The sequence below is a fragment of the Pseudomonas sp. SYWMCR5 genome, assembly GCF_057197165.1.
Genome location: NZ_JBXUNH010000005.1, coordinates 142,622 through 159,564 on the forward strand (window position 1 = coordinate 142,622; position 16,943 = coordinate 159,564).

Consider the following 16,943-nt stretch of genomic DNA (forward strand, 5'->3'; position numbering starts at 1 on the left):
CCCGCTCATTGATTACCGAGCCTGCCATGTCCACGCCGTTTGACCCTGCTCACCAGCAAGCCAGTACCGTTTGTCTGCCACCTGGCCATTGGGCCACGGTACTCGATTGCCTGTGCGATCACTTCAAGGGCATTGGCCGTGACCAATGGCTCGATCGCTTCAGTCGAGGGCGAGTGCTCGACGCCGAGGGCAGGGCAGTGGCAGCCGATCTGCCGTATCGGCGTGGCATGCGTCTGCACTACTTTCGTGAAGTCCCCAATGAAAAGCCCATTCCGTTCCAGGAAACGATCCTGCATTGCGATGAGCACCTGGTGGTGGCGGACAAACCGCATTTCCTGCCGGTCACGCCCACGGGCGAATATGTCGAGCATACCCTTCTGCGGCGCCTGATCCGTCGTCTGGACAATCCCCACCTGGTGCCGTTGCACCGCATCGACCGCCATACAGCGGGGCTGGTGCTGTTCTCGTCCAACCCGCAGTCGCGCAGCGCCTATCAGCGGCTGTTTCCCGAGCGGCGCATCGACAAACGCTACCAGGCCATCGCTGCACCGCTGCCGACGCAGGCATTTCCGTTGGTGCACCGTAGTCGGCTGGAGCATGGTGAGCCGTTCTTTCGCATGCGTGAGGTCGAAGGGATGGCCAACAGCGAGACCCTGGCCGAGGTCCTGGAGAAGAACGGTAACCTGTGGCGCTACGGACTCTCGCCCGTGACCGGCAAGACCCATCAGTTGAGGGTGCACATGGCGGCGCTGGGGGCCGGGATCAGCAACGACCCGTTCTACCCGACATTGCTCGAGGGTGAGGACGATTACGAGCGGCCGTTGAAGCTGCTGGCGCAAAGTCTGCGCTTCGAGGACCCGCTGACGGGTGAAATGCGGTATTTCCAGAGCCGATTGAGCCTGGACTGGTAAAAAAAGGGCTGCCCGAGGCAGCCCTTTTTTTGTCGCTTAGCGGTTGAACCGCTCCACCAGCGAGTATTGCGTTCCCGCCGTACTGGTCAGCTCTTCACTGAGCAGTGCCGAATGCTGCGCCTGCTCTGCGGTCTGGTCGGCCAGGTCGGCAATGGTGCTGATGTTGCGGCTGATCTCGTCCGCCACTGCGGTCTGCTCCTCGGTGGCAGCAGCGATCTGGGTCGCCATGTCGGTGATGTTGGCCACCGCTTCGCTGATCCCCACCAGCGCCTGGTCGGCCTGCATCACCCGCTCCACGCCTTCCTCGGCCTGACGGTGGCCGGTCTCCATGGTTTGCACAGCGTTGCTGGCTGTCTGCTGGAGCTTGGCGATCAGGCCGTGGATCTGGCCGGTGGATTCGGCGGTACGTTGCGCCAACTGGCGCACTTCGTCGGCAACCACGGCGAAGCCCCGGCCCATTTCACCCGCGCGAGCCGCTTCGATGGCGGCATTGAGCGCCAGCAGGTTGGTCTGGTCGGCGATGCCCTTGATCACATCGACCACACCACCGATCTCGTCGCTGTCCTTGGCCAGCTGGGTGACGGTCTGGCCGGTTTCACCCACTGCTGCCGAGAGGCGTTCGATGGCTTCGCGGGTTTCCCCGGCGATCTGGCGCCCCTGGCTGGTCAGCCGATTGGCTTCCTGGGTGGCATCGGCGGTGCGCTGCACGTGGTTGGCCACTTCTTGCGTCGTGGCGGCCATCTGGTTGACGGCAGCGGCGACCTGCTCGGTCTCCACACGCTGGCGCTCCAGCCCCGACGAACTCTTGTGCGCCAGCACATCGGATTGGCGCGCCTGGTCGCTCAGGTGCTCGGCGCTGTCCTGCAGGCGGGTGAGGCAGGTCTTGAGGCGCGACTCCTGGCTGAGCATGGCCATTTCCAGGCGCGCCTGCACGCCACGGCTGTCGGTGAACATCTGCGCGATCAGCGGGTCGGAGGTGGTCTGTTCGGCCAGGCGCAACAGGCGCTTGAGGCCGCGCTGCTGCCAGGTCAGGCCAAGCAGGCCGAGAGGGACGGAAACGGCCGCGGCCAGGGCAAAGCCCCAGGAGTGGCCGAGCCAGTTGCCGATGAGGAAGCCGATCTGGCTGATGAGAATGAACGGCAGCCAGTCCTGCAGCACCGGCAACCACTTGTCACGGCGCGGCACCGCCGACTTGCCCTGGTTCAGGCGTTGGTACAGTGCTTCGGCACGGCGGATCTGCTCGGCGGTCGGCTTGATCCGAACGGATTCGAAGCCGACCACCTGGTTGTTCTCGAAGATCGGTGTGACGTAGGCGTTGACCCAGTAATGGTCGCCTGACTTGCAGCGGTTCTTGACGATCCCCATCCACGGCAGGCCCTGCTTGAGGGTCTGCCACATGTGGGCGAACACCGCCGAGGGCACGTCAGGGTGGCGTACCAGATTGTGTGGCGCACCCGTGAGTTCTTCGCGTGAGAAACCGCTGATTTCGATGAAGGCATCGTTGCAGTAGGTGATCACGCCTTTGGCGTTGGTGGTGGAAATCAACCGCTGCTGGGCAGGGAAAGTCCGTTCTCTCTGGGTAATCGGCTGGTTGTTACGCATTGGCTGTTCAATCCGCAAGGCTTTCCACAGGTATCGGCAAGCCCATGGTTTTATTGAATGATTATTTAACTTACTTGACCTGGGACAGTGGGTGGCTACGAGCCATCAGCTAGGGAGTCGGCTTGTTGCTTGCAGTTGCACCCAAGATGTCAGCATTTTTAACGATTTATGACGTTATGGTCCGATCATGACCCATTGCTCAGGCCGGGGCCAGCATCGGATAGGTAAACAGTGCGAAGTGGGTCAGGTTGACGGCGAAATGGCACAGCACCGCAGCGGGCAAGCCGCCGAGTCGATACGCCAGGCCGTAGCCGACGCCTGCAAGGCTTGCCAGGTAGAACCACTGCCAGCCGCTGGCCAGATGCGCCAGGCCGAACAACAGTGCGGCCGCGATCAGTGCAAGCCCCTGATGCCTGAACAGGCGTTGCAGCCCACCCTGGATATAGCCGCGGAACAGCAGCTCTTCGGTCAGGCTGACCAGCAACAGGTTGTTCAGGGCCCATATCCAGGTTTGTTCCGGCCATTTCGGCGCCCACCCCACCATTCCAAGCGACCAGGCGCCACCCAGGCAGGCCATCAGGGTCAGCGGCAGTACCAGCCCGACACTGGAAAGCACGCCGCGTCCGCGCAGGGTCAGGACCCATGGGCAGGCCAGCAGAAGCCAGAAGCCGATCAGTGGCTTGTCCAGGTTCAGGTACATGGAAAACGGTAGCGCGCCTTCGCTGAATACCACCCTGTCGATGACCTTCGCACTTGCGAAACCGGGCAACCAGTGCGACGCCAGGGCGCCGACCAGAATGATGAACAAGGTGTGCCCAAGGGCCCGCTGCCAGCCCGAGCGCTGTCGCACCAGCAGTGCGGTGCAACACAGGGCGAGCAAGGCGGGCAGGGCGGCCAGGCCCAAATGACCATGGAGCAGGGCCACGGCATAACCGAGACCAAGCAGGGCGAGGGCGATCCAGTGGGCAGGCGACATCTGTAATCCGGTTAGCGGCAAATCGATATGATGGTTTGACTCACCCCGAGGACGCCAGGACACGTCGCAGAGGCATCGCGAGCGAACCCGCGATGCCTTCCCTTCAACCGGCGATCAGTTGCCGCAGCACGTAGTGCAGAATCCCGCCCGACTTGAAGTACTCGACTTCATTGAGCGTGTCGATCCGGCACAGCACCTCGATCTCCTGCGGCTGGCCATCCTCGCGCAGGATGCGCAACTGCAGGGTCATGCCCGGGCGGATCTGCGCGCCGGTCAGCCCTAGTACGTCGATGCGCTCCTTGCCGGTCAGGCCCAGGCGCTTGCGATCATCCCCGGCCTTGAACTGCAAGGGCAGTACACCCATGCCCACCAGGTTGGAGCGGTGGATGCGCTCGAAGCTTTCGGCCAGCACGGCCTTGACCCCCAGCAGGTTAGTGCCCTTGGCAGCCCAGTCGCGGCTGGAGCCGGTGCCGTATTCCTGCCCGGCGATCACCACCAGCGGCGTGCCTTCTGCCTGGTAGCGCATGGCTGCATCGTAGATCGACAGTTTTTCGCCGCTGGGCACATGCAGTGTATTGCCGCCTTCCTCGCCGCCGAGCATTTCGTTGCGGATGCGGATGTTGGCAAAGGTGCCGCGCATCATCACTTCGTGGTTGCCGCGACGTGAGCCGTAGGAGTTGAAGTCACGCGGCTCTACGCCCTTGTCGCGCAGGTAGCGGCCGGCCGGGCTGTCGGCCTTGATGTTGCCTGCCGGGGAAATATGGTCGGTGGTCACCGAATCGCCGAGCAGCGCGAGGATGCGCGCCCCGTGCACGTCGCCGATGTCCGGCAGCGGGCCGCCGATATCGTCGAAGAAGGGCGGGTGCTGGATGTAGGTGGAGTCGTCCTGCCAGACGTAGGTGGCGGCCTGGGGCACTTCGATGGCCTGCCACTGGGCGTCACCGGCGAACACCTCGGCATACTCCTTGTGGAACATGGCGGTATCGACCTTGGCCACCGCGTCGGCAATTTCCTGCTGGCTGGGCCAGATATCGCGCAGGTACACCGGCTGGCCGTCCTTGCCAGTGCCCAGGGCATCCTGAGTGAGATCCACGCGCACGCTGCCGGCCAGGGCATAGGCGACCACCAGCGGTGGTGAGGCCAGCCAGTTGGTCTTGACCAGTGGGTGCACCCGGCCTTCGAAGTTACGGTTGCCCGACAGCACCGAGGCCACGGTCAGGTCAGCGCTGCCGATGGCTTTCTCGATGGCGTCGTCCAGTGGACCGGAGTTGCCGATGCAGGTGGTGCAGCCATAGCCGACCAGGTCGAAGCCCAACTGGTCCAGGTAGGGGGTAAGGCCGGCCGCCTTGAAGTAGTCGGTGACCACTTTCGAGCCTGGCGCCAGCGAACTCTTGACCCAGGGTTTGCGTGCCAGGCCTTTCTCGATGGCTTTCTTGGCGACCAGCCCGGCGGCCATCATCACGCTGGGGTTGGAGGTGTTGGTACAGGAGGTGATGGCTGCGATTACCACCGCGCCGTCGCGCAGTTTGTGGGTCTGGCCATTGTGCGTGTAGTCGATCTCGCCGGCTTGGTCGGCATTGCCCACGGCAACACCGCCACCTCCTTCGCTTTCCAGGCGTCCGACCTCTTTGGCCAGGGGTTTGGGTTGCAGTTCGATGAAGCCGTCGAAGGCCTGGCTGACCTTGGACAGCGCCACTCGGTCCTGCGGGCGCTTGGGCCCGGCGAGGCTGGCTTCGACCTCGTGCATGTCCAGCGCCAGGCTGTCGCTGAACAGCGGTTCCTGGCCCGGCTGGCGCCATAGGCCCTGGGCTTTGCAGTAGGCTTCGACCAGTTGCACGGTCTCGTCAGGGCGACCGGACAGGCGCAGGTAGTCGAGGGTGACGTCATCGACCGGGAAGAAGCCGCAGGTGGCGCCGTATTCCGGCGCCATGTTGGCGATGGTGGCGCGGTCGGCCAGGGGCAGGTCGGCCAGGCCGTCGCCATAGAATTCGACGAACTTTCCGACCACGCCCTTCTTGCGCAGCATCTGCGTGACCGTCAGCACCAGGTCGGTGGCGGTGATGCCTTCGCGCAGTTTGCCGGTGAGCTTGAAACCGATCACCTCGGGTATCAGCATCGACACCGGCTGGCCGAGCATCGCCGCCTCCGCCTCGATGCCGCCGACACCCCAGCCGAGCACGCCCAGGCCGTTGATCATGGTGGTGTGCGAGTCGGTGCCGACCAGGGTGTCGGGGAAGGCGTAGGTGCGCCCGTCTTCCTCGCGGGTCCACACGGTGCGGCCGAGGTACTCCAGGTTGACCTGATGGCAGATACCCGTGCCCGGCGGCACCACGCGGAAGTTATCGAAGGCACTCTGGCCCCAGCGCAGGAAGGCGTAGCGTTCGCCGTTGCGCTGCATCTCGATGTCGACGTTTTGTTCGAAAGCTTCGGCGGTGGCGTAGCGGTCGACCATCACCGAGTGGTCGATCACCAGGTCCACCGGCGACAGCGGGTTGATCCGCTGCGGATCGCCGCCAGCCTTGGCCATGGCCGCACGCATGGCGGCCAGGTCGACCACGGCGGGCACGCCGGTGAAGTCCTGCATCAGTACCCGCGCGGGGCGATACTGGATCTCGCGGTCGGAGCGCCGCTCTTTCAGCCAGCCGGCCAGCGCTCGCAAGTCGTCGCCGGTGACGGTTTTACCGTCTTCCCAGCGCAGCAGGTTTTCCAGCAGGACCTTGAGCGACATGGGCAGGCGTTGCAGGTCGCCCAACTGGCTGGCGGCCTCGGTGAGGCTGAAATAGTGGTAGGCGCGGTCGGCCACCTGGAGGGTCTTGAGGGTTTTCAGGCTATCGAGCGAGGGCATTGCCAACTCCTTGTGCTCCGGTGCCCGGCAGTCGTGGTTGCCGGTGTCACCGCTCTGTATCGGCCCGCACGGCACGGGCCAGGCTGAACAATCAGGTTAGACCGCTTTGGCGGGCCTGACGTTGTTCTGGACCTGCGGGGCGTGTCGCAGGTTCCGAACTTCCTTTATCATTCGCCGCCCTGACGCTGTCTGCGCCAGAGATGTGGAGTAAGAGATGAATACCCTGTTCATGCATTGCCGGCCCGGCTTCGAGGGCGAGGTCTGCGCCGAAATCAGCGAACACGCCGCGCACCTGGGTGTGGCCGGCTATGCCAAGGGCAAGCCGCAGAGCGCCAGCGCCGAGTTCGTTTGCCTCGACGAGGGCGGCGCCGAACGTCTGATGCGTGAGCTGCGCTTCGACCGGCTGATCTTTCCGCGCCAATGGGCGCGCGGCGACTTCGTCGAACTGCCGGAAACCGACCGGATCAGCGTGCTGCTCGAACACCTGGCGGGCCTGCCGGTGTGTGGCAGCCTGTGGCTGGAGGTGCTCGACAGCAACGATGGCAAGGAGCTGTCGACCTTCTGCCGCAAGTTCGAAGTGCCGCTGCGCAAGGCGCTGGAGAAAGCCGGGCGCCTGGTCGATGACGCCAGCAAACCACGTCTGCTGCTGACCTTCATCAGCGGTCGGCGGGTGTTTCTCGGCTTGGCCGAGGCGGGCAATTCGGCGCTTTGGCCGATGGGCATCCCACGCCTGAAGTTCCCGCGCGAGGCGCCGAGCCGCTCGACCCTCAAGCTTGAAGAAGCCTGGCATCAGTTCATTCCGCGCGATCAATGGGACCAACGCCTGAACGACGACATGACCGGCGTCGACCTGGGCGCCTCGCCGGGCGGTTGGACCTACCAACTGGTCAAGCGCGGCATGCTGGTCACCGCCATCGACAACGGTCCGATGGCCGAAAGCCTGATGGACACCGGGCTGGTGCAGCACCTGATGGCCGACGGCTTTACCTGGAAGCCCAAGCAGACCGTTGACTGGATGGTCTGCGACATCGTCGAAAAGCCCGCACGCACGGCCTCGCTGATCGAAACCTGGCTGGGCGAGGGGTTGTGCCGCGAGGCCGTGGTCAACCTCAAACTGCCAATGAAGCAGCGTCACGCCGAAGTGCGCAAGTTGCTCGATCGCATCGAGGCGTCGTTCAAGGCGCGCAAGGTCAAGGTGTCGATCGCCTGCAAGCAGCTGTACCACGACCGTGAAGAGGTCACTTGCCACCTTCGCCGGCTCGACCTCAAGCCGCGCTGAAGCGATCGGGGCCGTGCTGCGGCCCCTGTTTGACCTGCACGCGGTTTGCGCGACAATACCCCTCAATTTGCGGAGCCCACCATGACCGACTTCACCCCAGACGCGACCCTCGACGCCACCGGCCTGAACTGTCCGGAGCCGGTGATGATGCTGCATCAGCACGTGCGCAACCTCGCTGCCGGCGGCCTGCTCAAGGTCATCGCCACCGACCCCTCGACCCGCCGCGACATCCCCAAGTTCTGCACCTTCCTCGGCCATGAACTGGTGCAACAGCAGGAAGACGCCGGCACCTACCTGTACTGGATACGCAAGAAGGCCGACTGAGCTGGATCGCGTCGGCCACAGCGCCTACACTGCGCTCCCCTGACAGGAGAGCACCCATGCTGATCGTTGCCGACGAAAATATCCCGCTGCTCGATGCCTTCTTCGCTGGATTCGGCGAAATCCGCCGTTACCCCGGCCGGGCCATCGATGCCGCCTGCGTCAGGGATGCCGATCTGCTGCTGGTGCGCTCGGTCACCCGCGTCGACCGGCAACTGCTCGAAGGCAGCAAGGTGCGCTTCGTCGGCACTTGCACCATCGGCACCGACCACCTCGATCTCGACTACTTCGCCCTGGCCGGTATCCACTGGAGCAGCGCGCCTGGCTGCAACGCCCGCGGCGTGGTGGACTACGTGCTGGGCAGCCTGCTGACCCTGGCCGAGCTCGATGGCGTGGAGCTGCCCAAGCGGGTGTATGGCGTGGTCGGAGCCGGTGAGGTGGGCGGGCGTCTGGTCCGTGTACTGCGGGGCCTGGGCTGGCGGGTGCTGGTGTGCGATCCCCTGCGCGCAGCCAGCGAAGAGGGCGATTTCGTCAGCCTGGACACGTTGCTTGAGCAGTGTGACACCATCAGCCTGCATACCCCGCTGCAACGCTGCGGCGAACATCCGACCTGGCATCTGCTCGGTGCGCAGCAACTGGCCCGCCTGCGCCCAGGGGCCTGGCTGATCAATGCCAGCCGCGGGCCGGTGGTGGACAACGACGCCCTGCGCGAGCTGCTGCTGCACCGCGAGGATGTCCACGCGGTGCTGGATGTTTGGGAGGGCGAGCCACAGGTCGACCTGGCGCTGGCCGACCTGTGCACCCTGGCCACGCCGCATATCGCTGGCTACAGCCTCGATGGCAAGCAACGCGGGACCGCGCAGATCTACCAGGCTTTCTGCCGTTCGCAAGGTTTGCCGGAGCAGGTGCAACTGGCCGACCTGCTGCCGTCGCCAGCTCTGGCACGCCTGGACTTCGATGCCAGCGCCGACCCGGCCTGGGCGCTGGCAACCCTGTGCCGTGCGGTCTACGACCCGCGTCGCGACGATGCGGATTTTCGTCGCAGCCTGAGCGAGGATCCCACCGAGCAACGTGCGGCATTCGACCTGCTGCGCAAGCAGTATCCGGTCCGTCGCGAGATCGAAGGGCTGGCGGTACGGGTACAGGGTGACGCGCCACAGCTGGTGCAGGCCATCAATGCTTTGGGCGCGGTGCTGGTCTAGCCCGCCTCGGGTACGGGTGTCTGCCAGGCGGGTTTACGGGCAATCTGTAAATTTCGTAAATAAGATTTAAACCTATTTGAGAATCGTTATATTCACCATCCCTGACGGACCCGCCTTTTGCCGGGCCGGTGGGCGAGGGGCCCGCCGACCGGGGCGTGGCTTGCTTCTCGCACACGATTTCAGGAGATGTACCGATGCACACCCGATCTTCCCCGCACCGCCTGGCCCTGGCCATCGTCGCCCTGGCCGCGCCTGTGGCAGCGACTTCAGCATTCGCCGAGCAGGCGCTGGTAATCGAGGATACGCTGGTGACCGCCGAGCGCGAAGCGCGCCAGGCGCTGGGATCGTCGGTCATCACCGAAGAGGACATCAAGCGCCGCCCGCCGGCCAATGACCTGTCCGACATCATCCGCCGCGAACCGGGGGTCAACCTCACCGGTAACAGTGCCAGTGGCGCCCGTGGCAACAACCGGCAGATCGACCTGCGCGGCATGGGCCCGGAAAACACCCTGATCCTGATCGATGGCAAGCCATCGAGTGCACGCAACTCGGTGCGCTATGGCTGGAACGGCGACCGCGATACCCGCGGCGAAACCAACTGGGTGCCAGCCGAAGCGGTCGAGCGCATCGAGATCTTGCGTGGCCCTGCGGCGGCTCGCTATGGCTCGGGTGCGATGGGCGGGGTGGTCAACATCATCACCAAGCGCCCCAGCGAAGCACTCAAGGGCAATGTCAGCCTGTACACCCTGATGCCGGAGGACAGCGCCGAGGGCGCCAGCCGCCGGGCCAACTTCAACCTCGGTGGCGGCCTGACCGACACGCTTGGTTTTCGTCTCTACGGCGGCCTGGCCAAGACCGACGCCGACGATCTGGACATCAACGCCGCACACGCCGGCAGCTCGACCGTGGCGGGGCGCGAGGGTGTGCGCAACAAGGATATCAACGGCCTGCTGAGCTGGAAGCTCAACGACGAGCATCGCCTGGAAATGAGCGCAGGCTACAGCCGCCAGGGCAATATCTACGCTGGCGACACCATGAACAGCAACGGCGGTGGCAACCCGGAACTGATCTCCAGCCTGTATGGCCACGAGACCAACGTGATGCAGCGCAACACCTACGACCTGACGCATCTGGGTGATTTCACCTGGGGCACCAGCAAGACCGTGCTGGCCTATGAATACGTGCGCAACTGGCGCTTGAATGAGGGCATGGCCGGGCGTACCGAAGGGGCGATCAACGGCAACGATGCGGCATTCTCGCGCTTGCGCAACACGCGCCTGTCGAGCGAGGTCAACCTGCCGTTCGCAATGGGTGCCACGGAGCACGTGCTGACCGTCGGCGGCGAGTACCTCTATGAAACCCTCAACGACCAGGGCTCGCTCCGTCCGCAAAGCTCCGACCCAACAGGTACTGGCAACAACGCGATCGAAGGCTTCGACCGCAGCGATTCGAAGATGCAGGCACGCAGCCATGCCTTGTTCGTCGAGGACAACATCATCATCGGCGCAACCACCGTCACTCCTGGCCTGCGTTTCGATCACCACGAGACGTTCGGCGACAACTTCAGCCCCAGCTTGAACCTGTCGCACAAGATCACCGACGAACTGACCTTCAAGGGCGGCATCGCCCGTGCCTACAAGACGCCGAACCTGTACCAGTCCAACCCCAACTACCTGCTCTACAGCCGCGGCAATGGCTGCAGCGTGCGGCAGACCAACTCCGGCGGCTGTTACCTGCAGGGCAACGCCGACCTCAAGCCTGAGATCAGCGTCAACAAGGAGATCGGCCTGCTGTATGACCGCGGCACCTGGCGCACCAGCGCGACCTATTTCCGCAACGACTACCAGAACAAGATCATCGGCGGCACCGATGTGGTCTACGCGATCAATGGCGGCAGTCGTGTGACCCAGTGGGAAAACGCCGGCAAGGCGCGGGTGGAAGGTCTCGAGGGCAACCTGTTCATCGAGCTGACCCCGAGCCTGGACTGGAACACCAACCTGACCTGGATGCTCGACAACGACAACCGTGAAACTGGCGAGCCGCTGTCGGTGATCCCCGAGTACACGCTCAACTCCACCCTGGACTGGCGCGCGACCGACAAGCTGTCGCTGCAGTTGGCGGGCACCTGGTTCGGCAAGCAGAAGTCGCCGACCTGGAACTATCGCACCCAGGAGCGCTATGACGATGCGGCGCAGAAGGACGTCGAGGCCTATGGGCTGGTGGATGTCAGTGCCGGGTACAGGTTCAACGCCAACTACGATGTACGGGTGGGGGTGAACAACCTGTTCGACAAGCAGATCCTGCGCGGCGGCAATGCCAGCAGCGCAGGTGCCAACACCTACAACCAGCCGGGCAGGGCGCTGTTTGCGGCGTTGAATATTTCGTTCTGATATGTGTAGGAGCGGGCTCGTCCCGCGATCGGGCGCGTAGCGGCCGTAAAGCCGGGCTTCGAGGTGTTTCAGGAATACCCCGGTTGCCTGATCTACGCCCGCTTCGCGCCCGATCGCTGGACGAGCCCGCTCCTACAGGGTATGTGACGTTTTTCAGGTCGATCAACGGTGGCGCTTAGCATTCAATTGCCTGCAACAACACCGCGCGCTGCTCCAGCCAGCGCTCGAAGCAGGTGAAGGTAGCGACTGCCGCAGCCACGGTGCGGGCCTGATTTTCGGGTGGCAGGGGGTGCCGATCCAGGCGTTCGAGAAAGCCGCGCCACTGGCTGGCGGTGGCGCTGCCATACACATCGAGAAAACCACCGCCGCTGTCGGCGTCGATACCCAGGCGCTGCGCCATGGCACGCTTGAGCACCTGGCCACCGAGGGTGGAGCCCTCCAGTACGTACATCACACCCAGCGCGCTGGCCTCATCGGTGATGGCGGGCAAGTGCCGGCACAGCGGCAGCGTGTCGATCTGCTCGGCACTCAGGTTGAGTGCCTGCAGGTCGCGGCACAGTGCCGGCGCCTTGTTTCGCCCACTGTCCTGGTGCGTCGCCAACAATGCTTCGAGCGGTGCGTGAAAGCCGTAGTACGCCTCGATCAGGCGGCGATAGGCATCGTGGTCGAAACCTTCGCTGAAAAATGGCAGGCGTGCCTCCAGTGTCTTGTGGCAGGCCTGCGTACCTTCACGCAGCGCGAGCAGAACAGGACCGGGAGGAGGGCGGGAGGTGATGGTCATCGAATCGACTCTGATGGCTAATTGCCTGGGTTAGACTGGCGATCCTAGCGCAGCGTTCCTCAATGCCCTAATCCTCATTGCCAGAGAGCTCCAAGGTGAAAGCCGTCCGTCTGACCCTGATCAGCCATGCCCTGACCCGCGCCCAGAAAACCGGGCGATTTCCGTTGAGCGACGATCCCGTGCTGGGTGATGCCCCGTTGTTGAAGGCTGTGCCCGAAGGCGTGCAGGTGCTCAGCGCGCCCGAACTGCGCGCCCGTGAAACCGCCGCCTGGCTCGCTCCCGAAGTGCGTATCGAGACGGCGCTGGCCGACTGTGACATGGGGCATTGGCAGGGCGTTGCGCTCAAGCAGTTGCAGCGCGAGCAGCGCGAAGCCCTGGCGTGGTGGCAGGTCGATGTGGACGCGGCGCCCCATGGTGGAGAGTCCTTCGCCGCGCTGCACAAGCGCGTGGCGCACTGGCTGGAGGCGTTCGACACGCCCGGTGACTGGTGGGCCGTCACGCATCCGATGGTGATGCGTGCCGCGATGGTCGAAGTGCTCGGCAGTTCGCTCGGGGCCTACCAGTGTATCGACGTCCCGCCGTGCTCACGGCTCGAACTCAGCCGCACACAGATCTGGCGCCTGCGTCTTGCGCCGGCCTGAGGCGCCGGAGTATCAGAAGGCCAGCTTGTAGCCGATCAACAGCAGCATGCCCGCCAGGCAGGGACGCAACACACGATCGGAGATGCGGCCGGTGAGGTGGCTGCCGAGGTAGATGCCCGGCAGCGAGCCGAGCAGCAGGTAGCCGAGCAGCGACCAGTCCATGTTGCCCATACCCGCGTGGCCCAGGCCTGCGACCAGGGTCAGGGGGACGGCATGGGCGATCTCGGTGCCGACCAGGCGCCGGGTCACCAGGAAGGGGTAGAGCAGGAACAGCGCCACGGTGCCCAGGGCGCCGGCACCGATCGAGGTCAGGGTGACCATGACCCCGAGCACCACACCGGTGATCACGGTGAGGAGGTTCAGGCTGCGGTCGCTGAGGTGGTAGTGATCGCCTGCATGCTTGCTGGCGAAGGCCTGCAGGCGCGACTTGAACAGGATCGCCAGGGCGGTAAGGATCAGCACCACCGCCAGGCCCTGCTTGATGATGGCGTTGAGTGCCGAGGTGTCGGCATGCAGGGTGCTGAGGAACCACAGGGTCAGCGCTGCCGCGGGCACGCTGCCCAGGCTCAGCCAGCCGGTGATCTTCCAGTCGATGTTCTTGTTGCGCGCATGCACCCAGACGCCACTGGCCTTGGTGATTGCCGCGTAGAGCAGGTCGGTGCCCACGGCGGTGGCAGGGTTGATACCGAACCACAGCAGGATCGGGGTCATCAGCGAGCCGCCGCCGACGCCGGTCATGCCGACGATGAAACCCACGACCAGCCCGGCAATGGTGAAACCGAAAGAACCTACATCCATACGTTACTCAATCTGCCCGCTAGCCCGTTGTCGGATGGGAGCAGGATATAGATTGTTCTTTATAGCCAAATAGAATTGTTCGTTATTAGGTTATAACGCGGCAGCTTCACTGTTCCCCTGTAGGAGCGGGCTTGCCCGCGAACACGGGCGTAGCCCGTGCCAGGCACCGCGCTGTCTTTTTCGCGGGCAAGCCCGCTCCTACAGGGGGAACAGTGAAGCCGTTTCAGATCCTGAAACTGCCTACCAACTGCTTCAAGCGTCCCGCCTGCTGGCTCAGGGCATCGCAGTGGCGCAGGGTTTCGTTGAGATTCTGCACCCCTTGCTGGTTGAGGGCGTTGATCTGGGTGATATCCAGGTTCAGGCTCTCGACCACTGCGCTCTGTTCCTCGGTCGCCGTGGCCACCGACTGGTTCATGCCATCGATCTCGCCGATGCGCAGGGTCACGCTGGCCAGTCGCTCACCTGCCTGGTTGGCCACCTGCACGGTCTGCTCGCTGGAGACCTGGCTGGCGTTCATGGTGTGCACCGCCTCGCGCGAGCCAACCTGCAGGCTGGTGATCATGCGGTGGATCTCTTCGGCCGACTCCTGGGTGCGGTGTGCCAGGTTGCGCACCTCATCGGCGACCACGGCAAAGCCTCGCCCGGCTTCCCCGGCGCGAGCGGCTTCGATGGCGGCGTTGAGCGCCAGCAGGTTGGTCTGCTGGGAGATGCCCTTGATCACGTCGAGGATCTTGCCGATCTCGTCGGTGCTGGCGTTGAGGGTTTCGATCTGCTCGCACGACTCGCTGATCTTGTGCGACAGCGCGGTCATGGCGCTGATCGCATCCTCCACCACCTGGCGCCCGTCGTTGGCTTGATCGCTGGCGCCGCTGGCGTGCTGCGAGGCATCGGCGGCGTTGCGCGCAATCTCCTGGGTGGCGGCGCCGAGCTGATTGATCGCCGCTGCCACGCTGTTGGTGCGCAGGCTCTGTTCCTCGGACCCGTTGATCGAGGCGTTGGAAGCGCTCATCACCTGTTCGGACAGGTCGTGCACCTGTCGGGTGGCCGAGGCCACTTCGCTGATCGAGGCGTGGATACGCTCGACGAAGCGGTTGAAGGCTGCGGCCAGTTCGCCGAACTCGTCCTTGTGCTGCACCTGCAGGCGACGGGTGAGGTCGCCTTCGCCTTCGGCGATATCGTGCATGGCGCGGCCCATGGTGGTCAGCGGGCGCATCAGCAGTGGGATCAGCAGGCCGAGCACGGCTGCGATGGCGGCCACCGCGATGATCATGGCAATGATGGCCGAACTGCGGAACTGGCCGAGGGCGGCGTAGGCTTTGTCCTTGTCGATGGACAGGCCGATGTACCACTGCGCCGAAGGCAGCCCCTTGACCTGGGTGAAGGAGACGATCCGCTCTTCGCCGCCGAGGGTCACGTCCTGCATGCCCGGCTCGACCCGCAGGGAGCTGCCGGGGTAGATGTCCTTGAGGTTCTTCATCAGCTGGTCCTTGTCGGGGCTGACGATCACCTGGCCTTCGCGGTCGACCAGGAAGGCGTGGCCGATACCGCCGAAATCCACGGCGTTGATGATGTCGACCAGGCTGTCCAGGCTCAGGTCACCCCCGACCACTCCGAGCAGCTCGCCATTGCTGCGGGCCTTGACCGGAATGGCGATGGTCACCACCAGCCCGCCGACCGATGCCTGGTAGGGCGGTGTCAGCAGGGTCTGGTTGGCGCTCGCGGCGGCGGTGTACCAAGGGCGTTTGCGCGGGTCGTAGCCTTCGGGCATCTGTGCGTCGGGGCGCTGGGTGAAGAGTCCGGTGTTCTGGCCGAAGTAGGTGAACTGGAAGTTGCTGGTGTAGGAGGGTTGGTCGACCAGCCCGGCGACCTGACTGCCGGTGCCTTGCTGGGCGATATCCTGGGCGAGGTTCTCCAGGATCAGGATGCGTCCGCTCATCCAGTTCTGCACGCTGCTGGCCGTCAGTGCGCCGGCCTGCTGCACAGAGGATTCGATGTTCTGGCGGATGGTGTTGCGTTGCAGGTAGTCGTTGTAGAGGGTGAACAATGCGAATGCCAATACCACGACACCGCAGGCGCTGAGGAGAATCTTGTGGCGGAACTTCAGGTTCATGTTTCGAGACCTTGAGCCGATGCTGGGGAGGCCGCCGTGCACTCGTGGCGCGTGGCGGTGCCTGTCGGAATCGGTATCGGCCTGCGGGCCAAATGGTTGAGTTAGACGTCGTTCTGGCCGACGGGTGGTCATGGACGGATCAGCCGGCAGCCAGCAACTCCACCAGCGCCCGAGCAGCCTGCCCCAGTGGCTGCTCCTTGAGCCACAGCACATGCACGGGTAGCTGCAGCTCGTTGCGGGTGTTGCGAAACGCCAGGCGCACCAGCCGGCCGGCCTCTACCCGTGGCATGACCCTGGCCACAGGCAGGTCGCCCCAACCCAGCCCTGCTTCGACCATCTGCAGGGCCAGGTCGACGCTGTCGGTGCGCCAGTGCGCGGTGCCGATCAGTGAGCGGGTGTCGCGCAGTGGCAGGTCACGGCTATGCACCAGGATCTGGCGGATGTTCACCAGGTCTTCCAGGTCGCGGATACGCCCTTGGCGCAGGGCTGGATGGTGAGGCGACAAGGTGGCCACCAGCGACTCGGTGCCCAGGTGCTGGAAACTGCGGCGCGGATCGACCTGCAACCCGGCAAAGGCCAGGCACAACCCGACGCGGCCGCTGTCGAGCAGTTGCAGGGCGTCCTCCTGCGGGGCACTGAGCAGTTCGATGTCGAGCAGCGGGTAGCGCTCGCCCAGCCGGGCGATGGCTGTCAGCAGTGGACGGGGGTCGATGTCCGGCACCACGGCGATGGCCAGGCTGCTTTCCAGCCCTCGCGACAGTTCGAGCGCATGCACTTGCAGCAACCCCAGTTGCTCGGCGATCAGCCGCGCGTGCGGCTCCAGGGCGCGGGCGCGGTCGGTGGCGCGCACCTCGCGGGCACCGCGCTCGAACAGGGCGTAGCCCAGTTCTGCCTCCAGATTGCCGATTGCCATGCTGACCGCCGACGGCACCCGCCCCAGTACCCGTGCGGCGGCAGAGAACGAGCCGCGGTCGAGCACGGCGAGGAACAGTTGGATGTTGTCGCTGGAAAAGTTCATGCAAGTCTCCTTTCAGTCAATCTGAAAGGTGCTGACTTTTTCTGTCAAGATTATTGATTCATTCTCCGC

Annotated in this window: 13 protein-coding genes and 1 pseudogene; 6 read left to right on the top strand and 8 right to left on the bottom strand. The window is 64.3% G+C overall.

From position 1 onward, the window contains the following. Positions 1-26 precede the first annotated feature (26 nt). Complete coding sequence (locus AC2CGW_RS15180; protein WP_186666696.1) at positions 27-911, top strand: pseudouridine synthase; 885 nt, start codon at positions 27-29, stop codon at positions 909-911. A 36-nt stretch (positions 912-947) separates the two neighbouring features. On the opposite strand, the gene AC2CGW_RS15185 is transcribed toward AC2CGW_RS15180, so the two are convergent. The 3 genes from AC2CGW_RS15185 to acnA all read right to left on the bottom strand — a co-directional run bounded on the left by AC2CGW_RS15185 (position 948) and on the right by acnA (position 6,334). Beyond that, positions 948-2,513 carry a methyl-accepting chemotaxis protein gene (locus AC2CGW_RS15185; protein ID WP_186666695.1) on the bottom strand — a complete coding sequence of 522 codons (1,566 nt, stop codon included), beginning with the start codon at positions 2,511-2,513 and terminating at the stop codon, positions 948-950. Between the two features lie 199 nt (positions 2,514-2,712). Next, on the bottom strand, positions 2,713-3,489 hold the full coding sequence (locus AC2CGW_RS15190; RefSeq protein WP_186709936.1) for a CPBP family intramembrane glutamic endopeptidase: 777 nt from the start codon (positions 3,487-3,489) through the stop codon (positions 2,713-2,715). A gap of 103 nt (positions 3,490-3,592) precedes the next feature. Then, positions 3,593-6,334, bottom strand: coding sequence for an aconitate hydratase AcnA (gene acnA, locus AC2CGW_RS15195; RefSeq protein ID WP_186709937.1), 2,742 nt, complete (start codon positions 6,332-6,334; stop codon positions 3,593-3,595). 214 nt (positions 6,335-6,548) lie between these two features. Between acnA and rlmM the strand changes: the two genes are divergently transcribed. The 4 genes from rlmM (at position 6,549) to AC2CGW_RS15215 (ending at position 11,526) form a co-directional block, all read left to right on the top strand. Beyond that, entirely contained in the window at positions 6,549-7,613 is a 1,065-nt protein-coding gene (gene rlmM, locus AC2CGW_RS15200; protein WP_186709939.1) for a 23S rRNA (cytidine(2498)-2'-O)-methyltransferase RlmM, read from the top strand. Between the two features lie 81 nt (positions 7,614-7,694). Next, positions 7,695-7,937, top strand: coding sequence for a sulfurtransferase TusA (tusA, locus tag AC2CGW_RS15205; RefSeq protein WP_054892445.1), 243 nt, complete (start codon positions 7,695-7,697; stop codon positions 7,935-7,937). A 56-nt stretch (positions 7,938-7,993) separates the two neighbouring features. Beyond that, on the top strand, positions 7,994-9,136 hold the full coding sequence (pdxB, locus tag AC2CGW_RS15210; protein WP_484574248.1) for a 4-phosphoerythronate dehydrogenase PdxB: 1,143 nt from the start codon (positions 7,994-7,996) through the stop codon (positions 9,134-9,136). 194 nt (positions 9,137-9,330) lie between these two features. Beyond that, positions 9,331-11,526, top strand: a complete 2,196-nt coding sequence (locus AC2CGW_RS15215) for a TonB-dependent siderophore receptor (RefSeq protein ID WP_484574249.1) — start codon at positions 9,331-9,333, stop codon at positions 11,524-11,526. Between the two features lie 175 nt (positions 11,527-11,701). Here the strand turns inward: AC2CGW_RS15215 and AC2CGW_RS15220 are convergent, their stop codons facing one another. Then, complete coding sequence (locus AC2CGW_RS15220; RefSeq protein ID WP_288375555.1) at positions 11,702-12,307, bottom strand: biliverdin-producing heme oxygenase; 606 nt, start codon at positions 12,305-12,307, stop codon at positions 11,702-11,704. Between the two features lie 95 nt (positions 12,308-12,402). Here AC2CGW_RS15220 and AC2CGW_RS15225 point away from each other — a divergent pair, with 95 nt between their 5' ends. After that, positions 12,403-12,948 (top strand): histidine phosphatase family protein, encoded by a 546-nt coding sequence (locus AC2CGW_RS15225; RefSeq protein WP_186711802.1) that lies wholly within the window; start codon positions 12,403-12,405, stop codon positions 12,946-12,948. A gap of 12 nt (positions 12,949-12,960) precedes the next feature. On the opposite strand, the gene AC2CGW_RS15230 is transcribed toward AC2CGW_RS15225, so the two are convergent. From AC2CGW_RS15230 to AC2CGW_RS15245, 4 genes and pseudogenes are all read right to left on the bottom strand, one after another. Then, on the bottom strand, positions 12,961-13,746 hold the full coding sequence (locus AC2CGW_RS15230; RefSeq protein WP_054892440.1) for a sulfite exporter TauE/SafE family protein: 786 nt from the start codon (positions 13,744-13,746) through the stop codon (positions 12,961-12,963). Positions 13,747-13,969: 223 nt separating this feature from the next. Beyond that, positions 13,970-14,755: a methyl-accepting chemotaxis protein gene (locus AC2CGW_RS15235; protein ID WP_411384458.1), complete on the bottom strand. Its 786-nt coding sequence runs from the start codon at positions 14,753-14,755 to the stop codon at positions 13,970-13,972. Between the two features lie 69 nt (positions 14,756-14,824). Continuing rightward, positions 14,825-16,069 (bottom strand): annotated as a pseudogene (locus AC2CGW_RS15240) (HAMP domain-containing protein); the annotation flags it as partial. After that, positions 15,996-16,874, bottom strand: coding sequence for a LysR family transcriptional regulator (locus AC2CGW_RS15245; protein ID WP_484574250.1), 879 nt, complete (start codon positions 16,872-16,874; stop codon positions 15,996-15,998). The pseudogene AC2CGW_RS15240 and the gene AC2CGW_RS15245, both read right to left, overlap by 74 nt. Positions 16,875-16,943 lie beyond the last annotated feature (69 nt).

Bases quoted from the DNA above. Each gene is read 5' to 3' on its own strand.
- AC2CGW_RS15180 (WP_186666696.1), top strand. From the start codon at position 27: ATGTCCACGCCGTTTGACCCTGCTCACCAGCAAGCCAGTACCGTTTGT.
- AC2CGW_RS15185 (WP_186666695.1), bottom strand. From the start codon at position 2,513: ATGCGTAACAACCAGCCGATTACCCAGAGAGAACGGACTTTCCCTGCC.
- AC2CGW_RS15190 (WP_186709936.1), bottom strand. From the start codon at position 3,489: ATGTCGCCTGCCCACTGGATCGCCCTCGCCCTGCTTGGTCTCGGTTAT.
- acnA (WP_186709937.1), bottom strand. From the start codon at position 6,334: ATGCCCTCGCTCGATAGCCTGAAAACCCTCAAGACCCTCCAGGTGGCC.
- rlmM (WP_186709939.1), top strand. From the start codon at position 6,549: ATGAATACCCTGTTCATGCATTGCCGGCCCGGCTTCGAGGGCGAGGTC.
- tusA (WP_054892445.1), top strand. From the start codon at position 7,695: ATGACCGACTTCACCCCAGACGCGACCCTCGACGCCACCGGCCTGAAC.
- pdxB (WP_484574248.1), top strand. From the start codon at position 7,994: ATGCTGATCGTTGCCGACGAAAATATCCCGCTGCTCGATGCCTTCTTC.
- AC2CGW_RS15215 (WP_484574249.1), top strand. From the start codon at position 9,331: ATGCACACCCGATCTTCCCCGCACCGCCTGGCCCTGGCCATCGTCGCC.
- AC2CGW_RS15220 (WP_288375555.1), bottom strand. From the start codon at position 12,307: ATGACCATCACCTCCCGCCCTCCTCCCGGTCCTGTTCTGCTCGCGCTG.
- AC2CGW_RS15230 (WP_054892440.1), bottom strand. From the start codon at position 13,746: ATGGATGTAGGTTCTTTCGGTTTCACCATTGCCGGGCTGGTCGTGGGT.
- AC2CGW_RS15235 (WP_411384458.1), bottom strand. From the start codon at position 14,755: ATGAGCGCTTCCAACGCCTCGATCAACGGGTCCGAGGAACAGAGCCTG.
- AC2CGW_RS15245 (WP_484574250.1), bottom strand. From the start codon at position 16,874: ATGAACTTTTCCAGCGACAACATCCAACTGTTCCTCGCCGTGCTCGAC.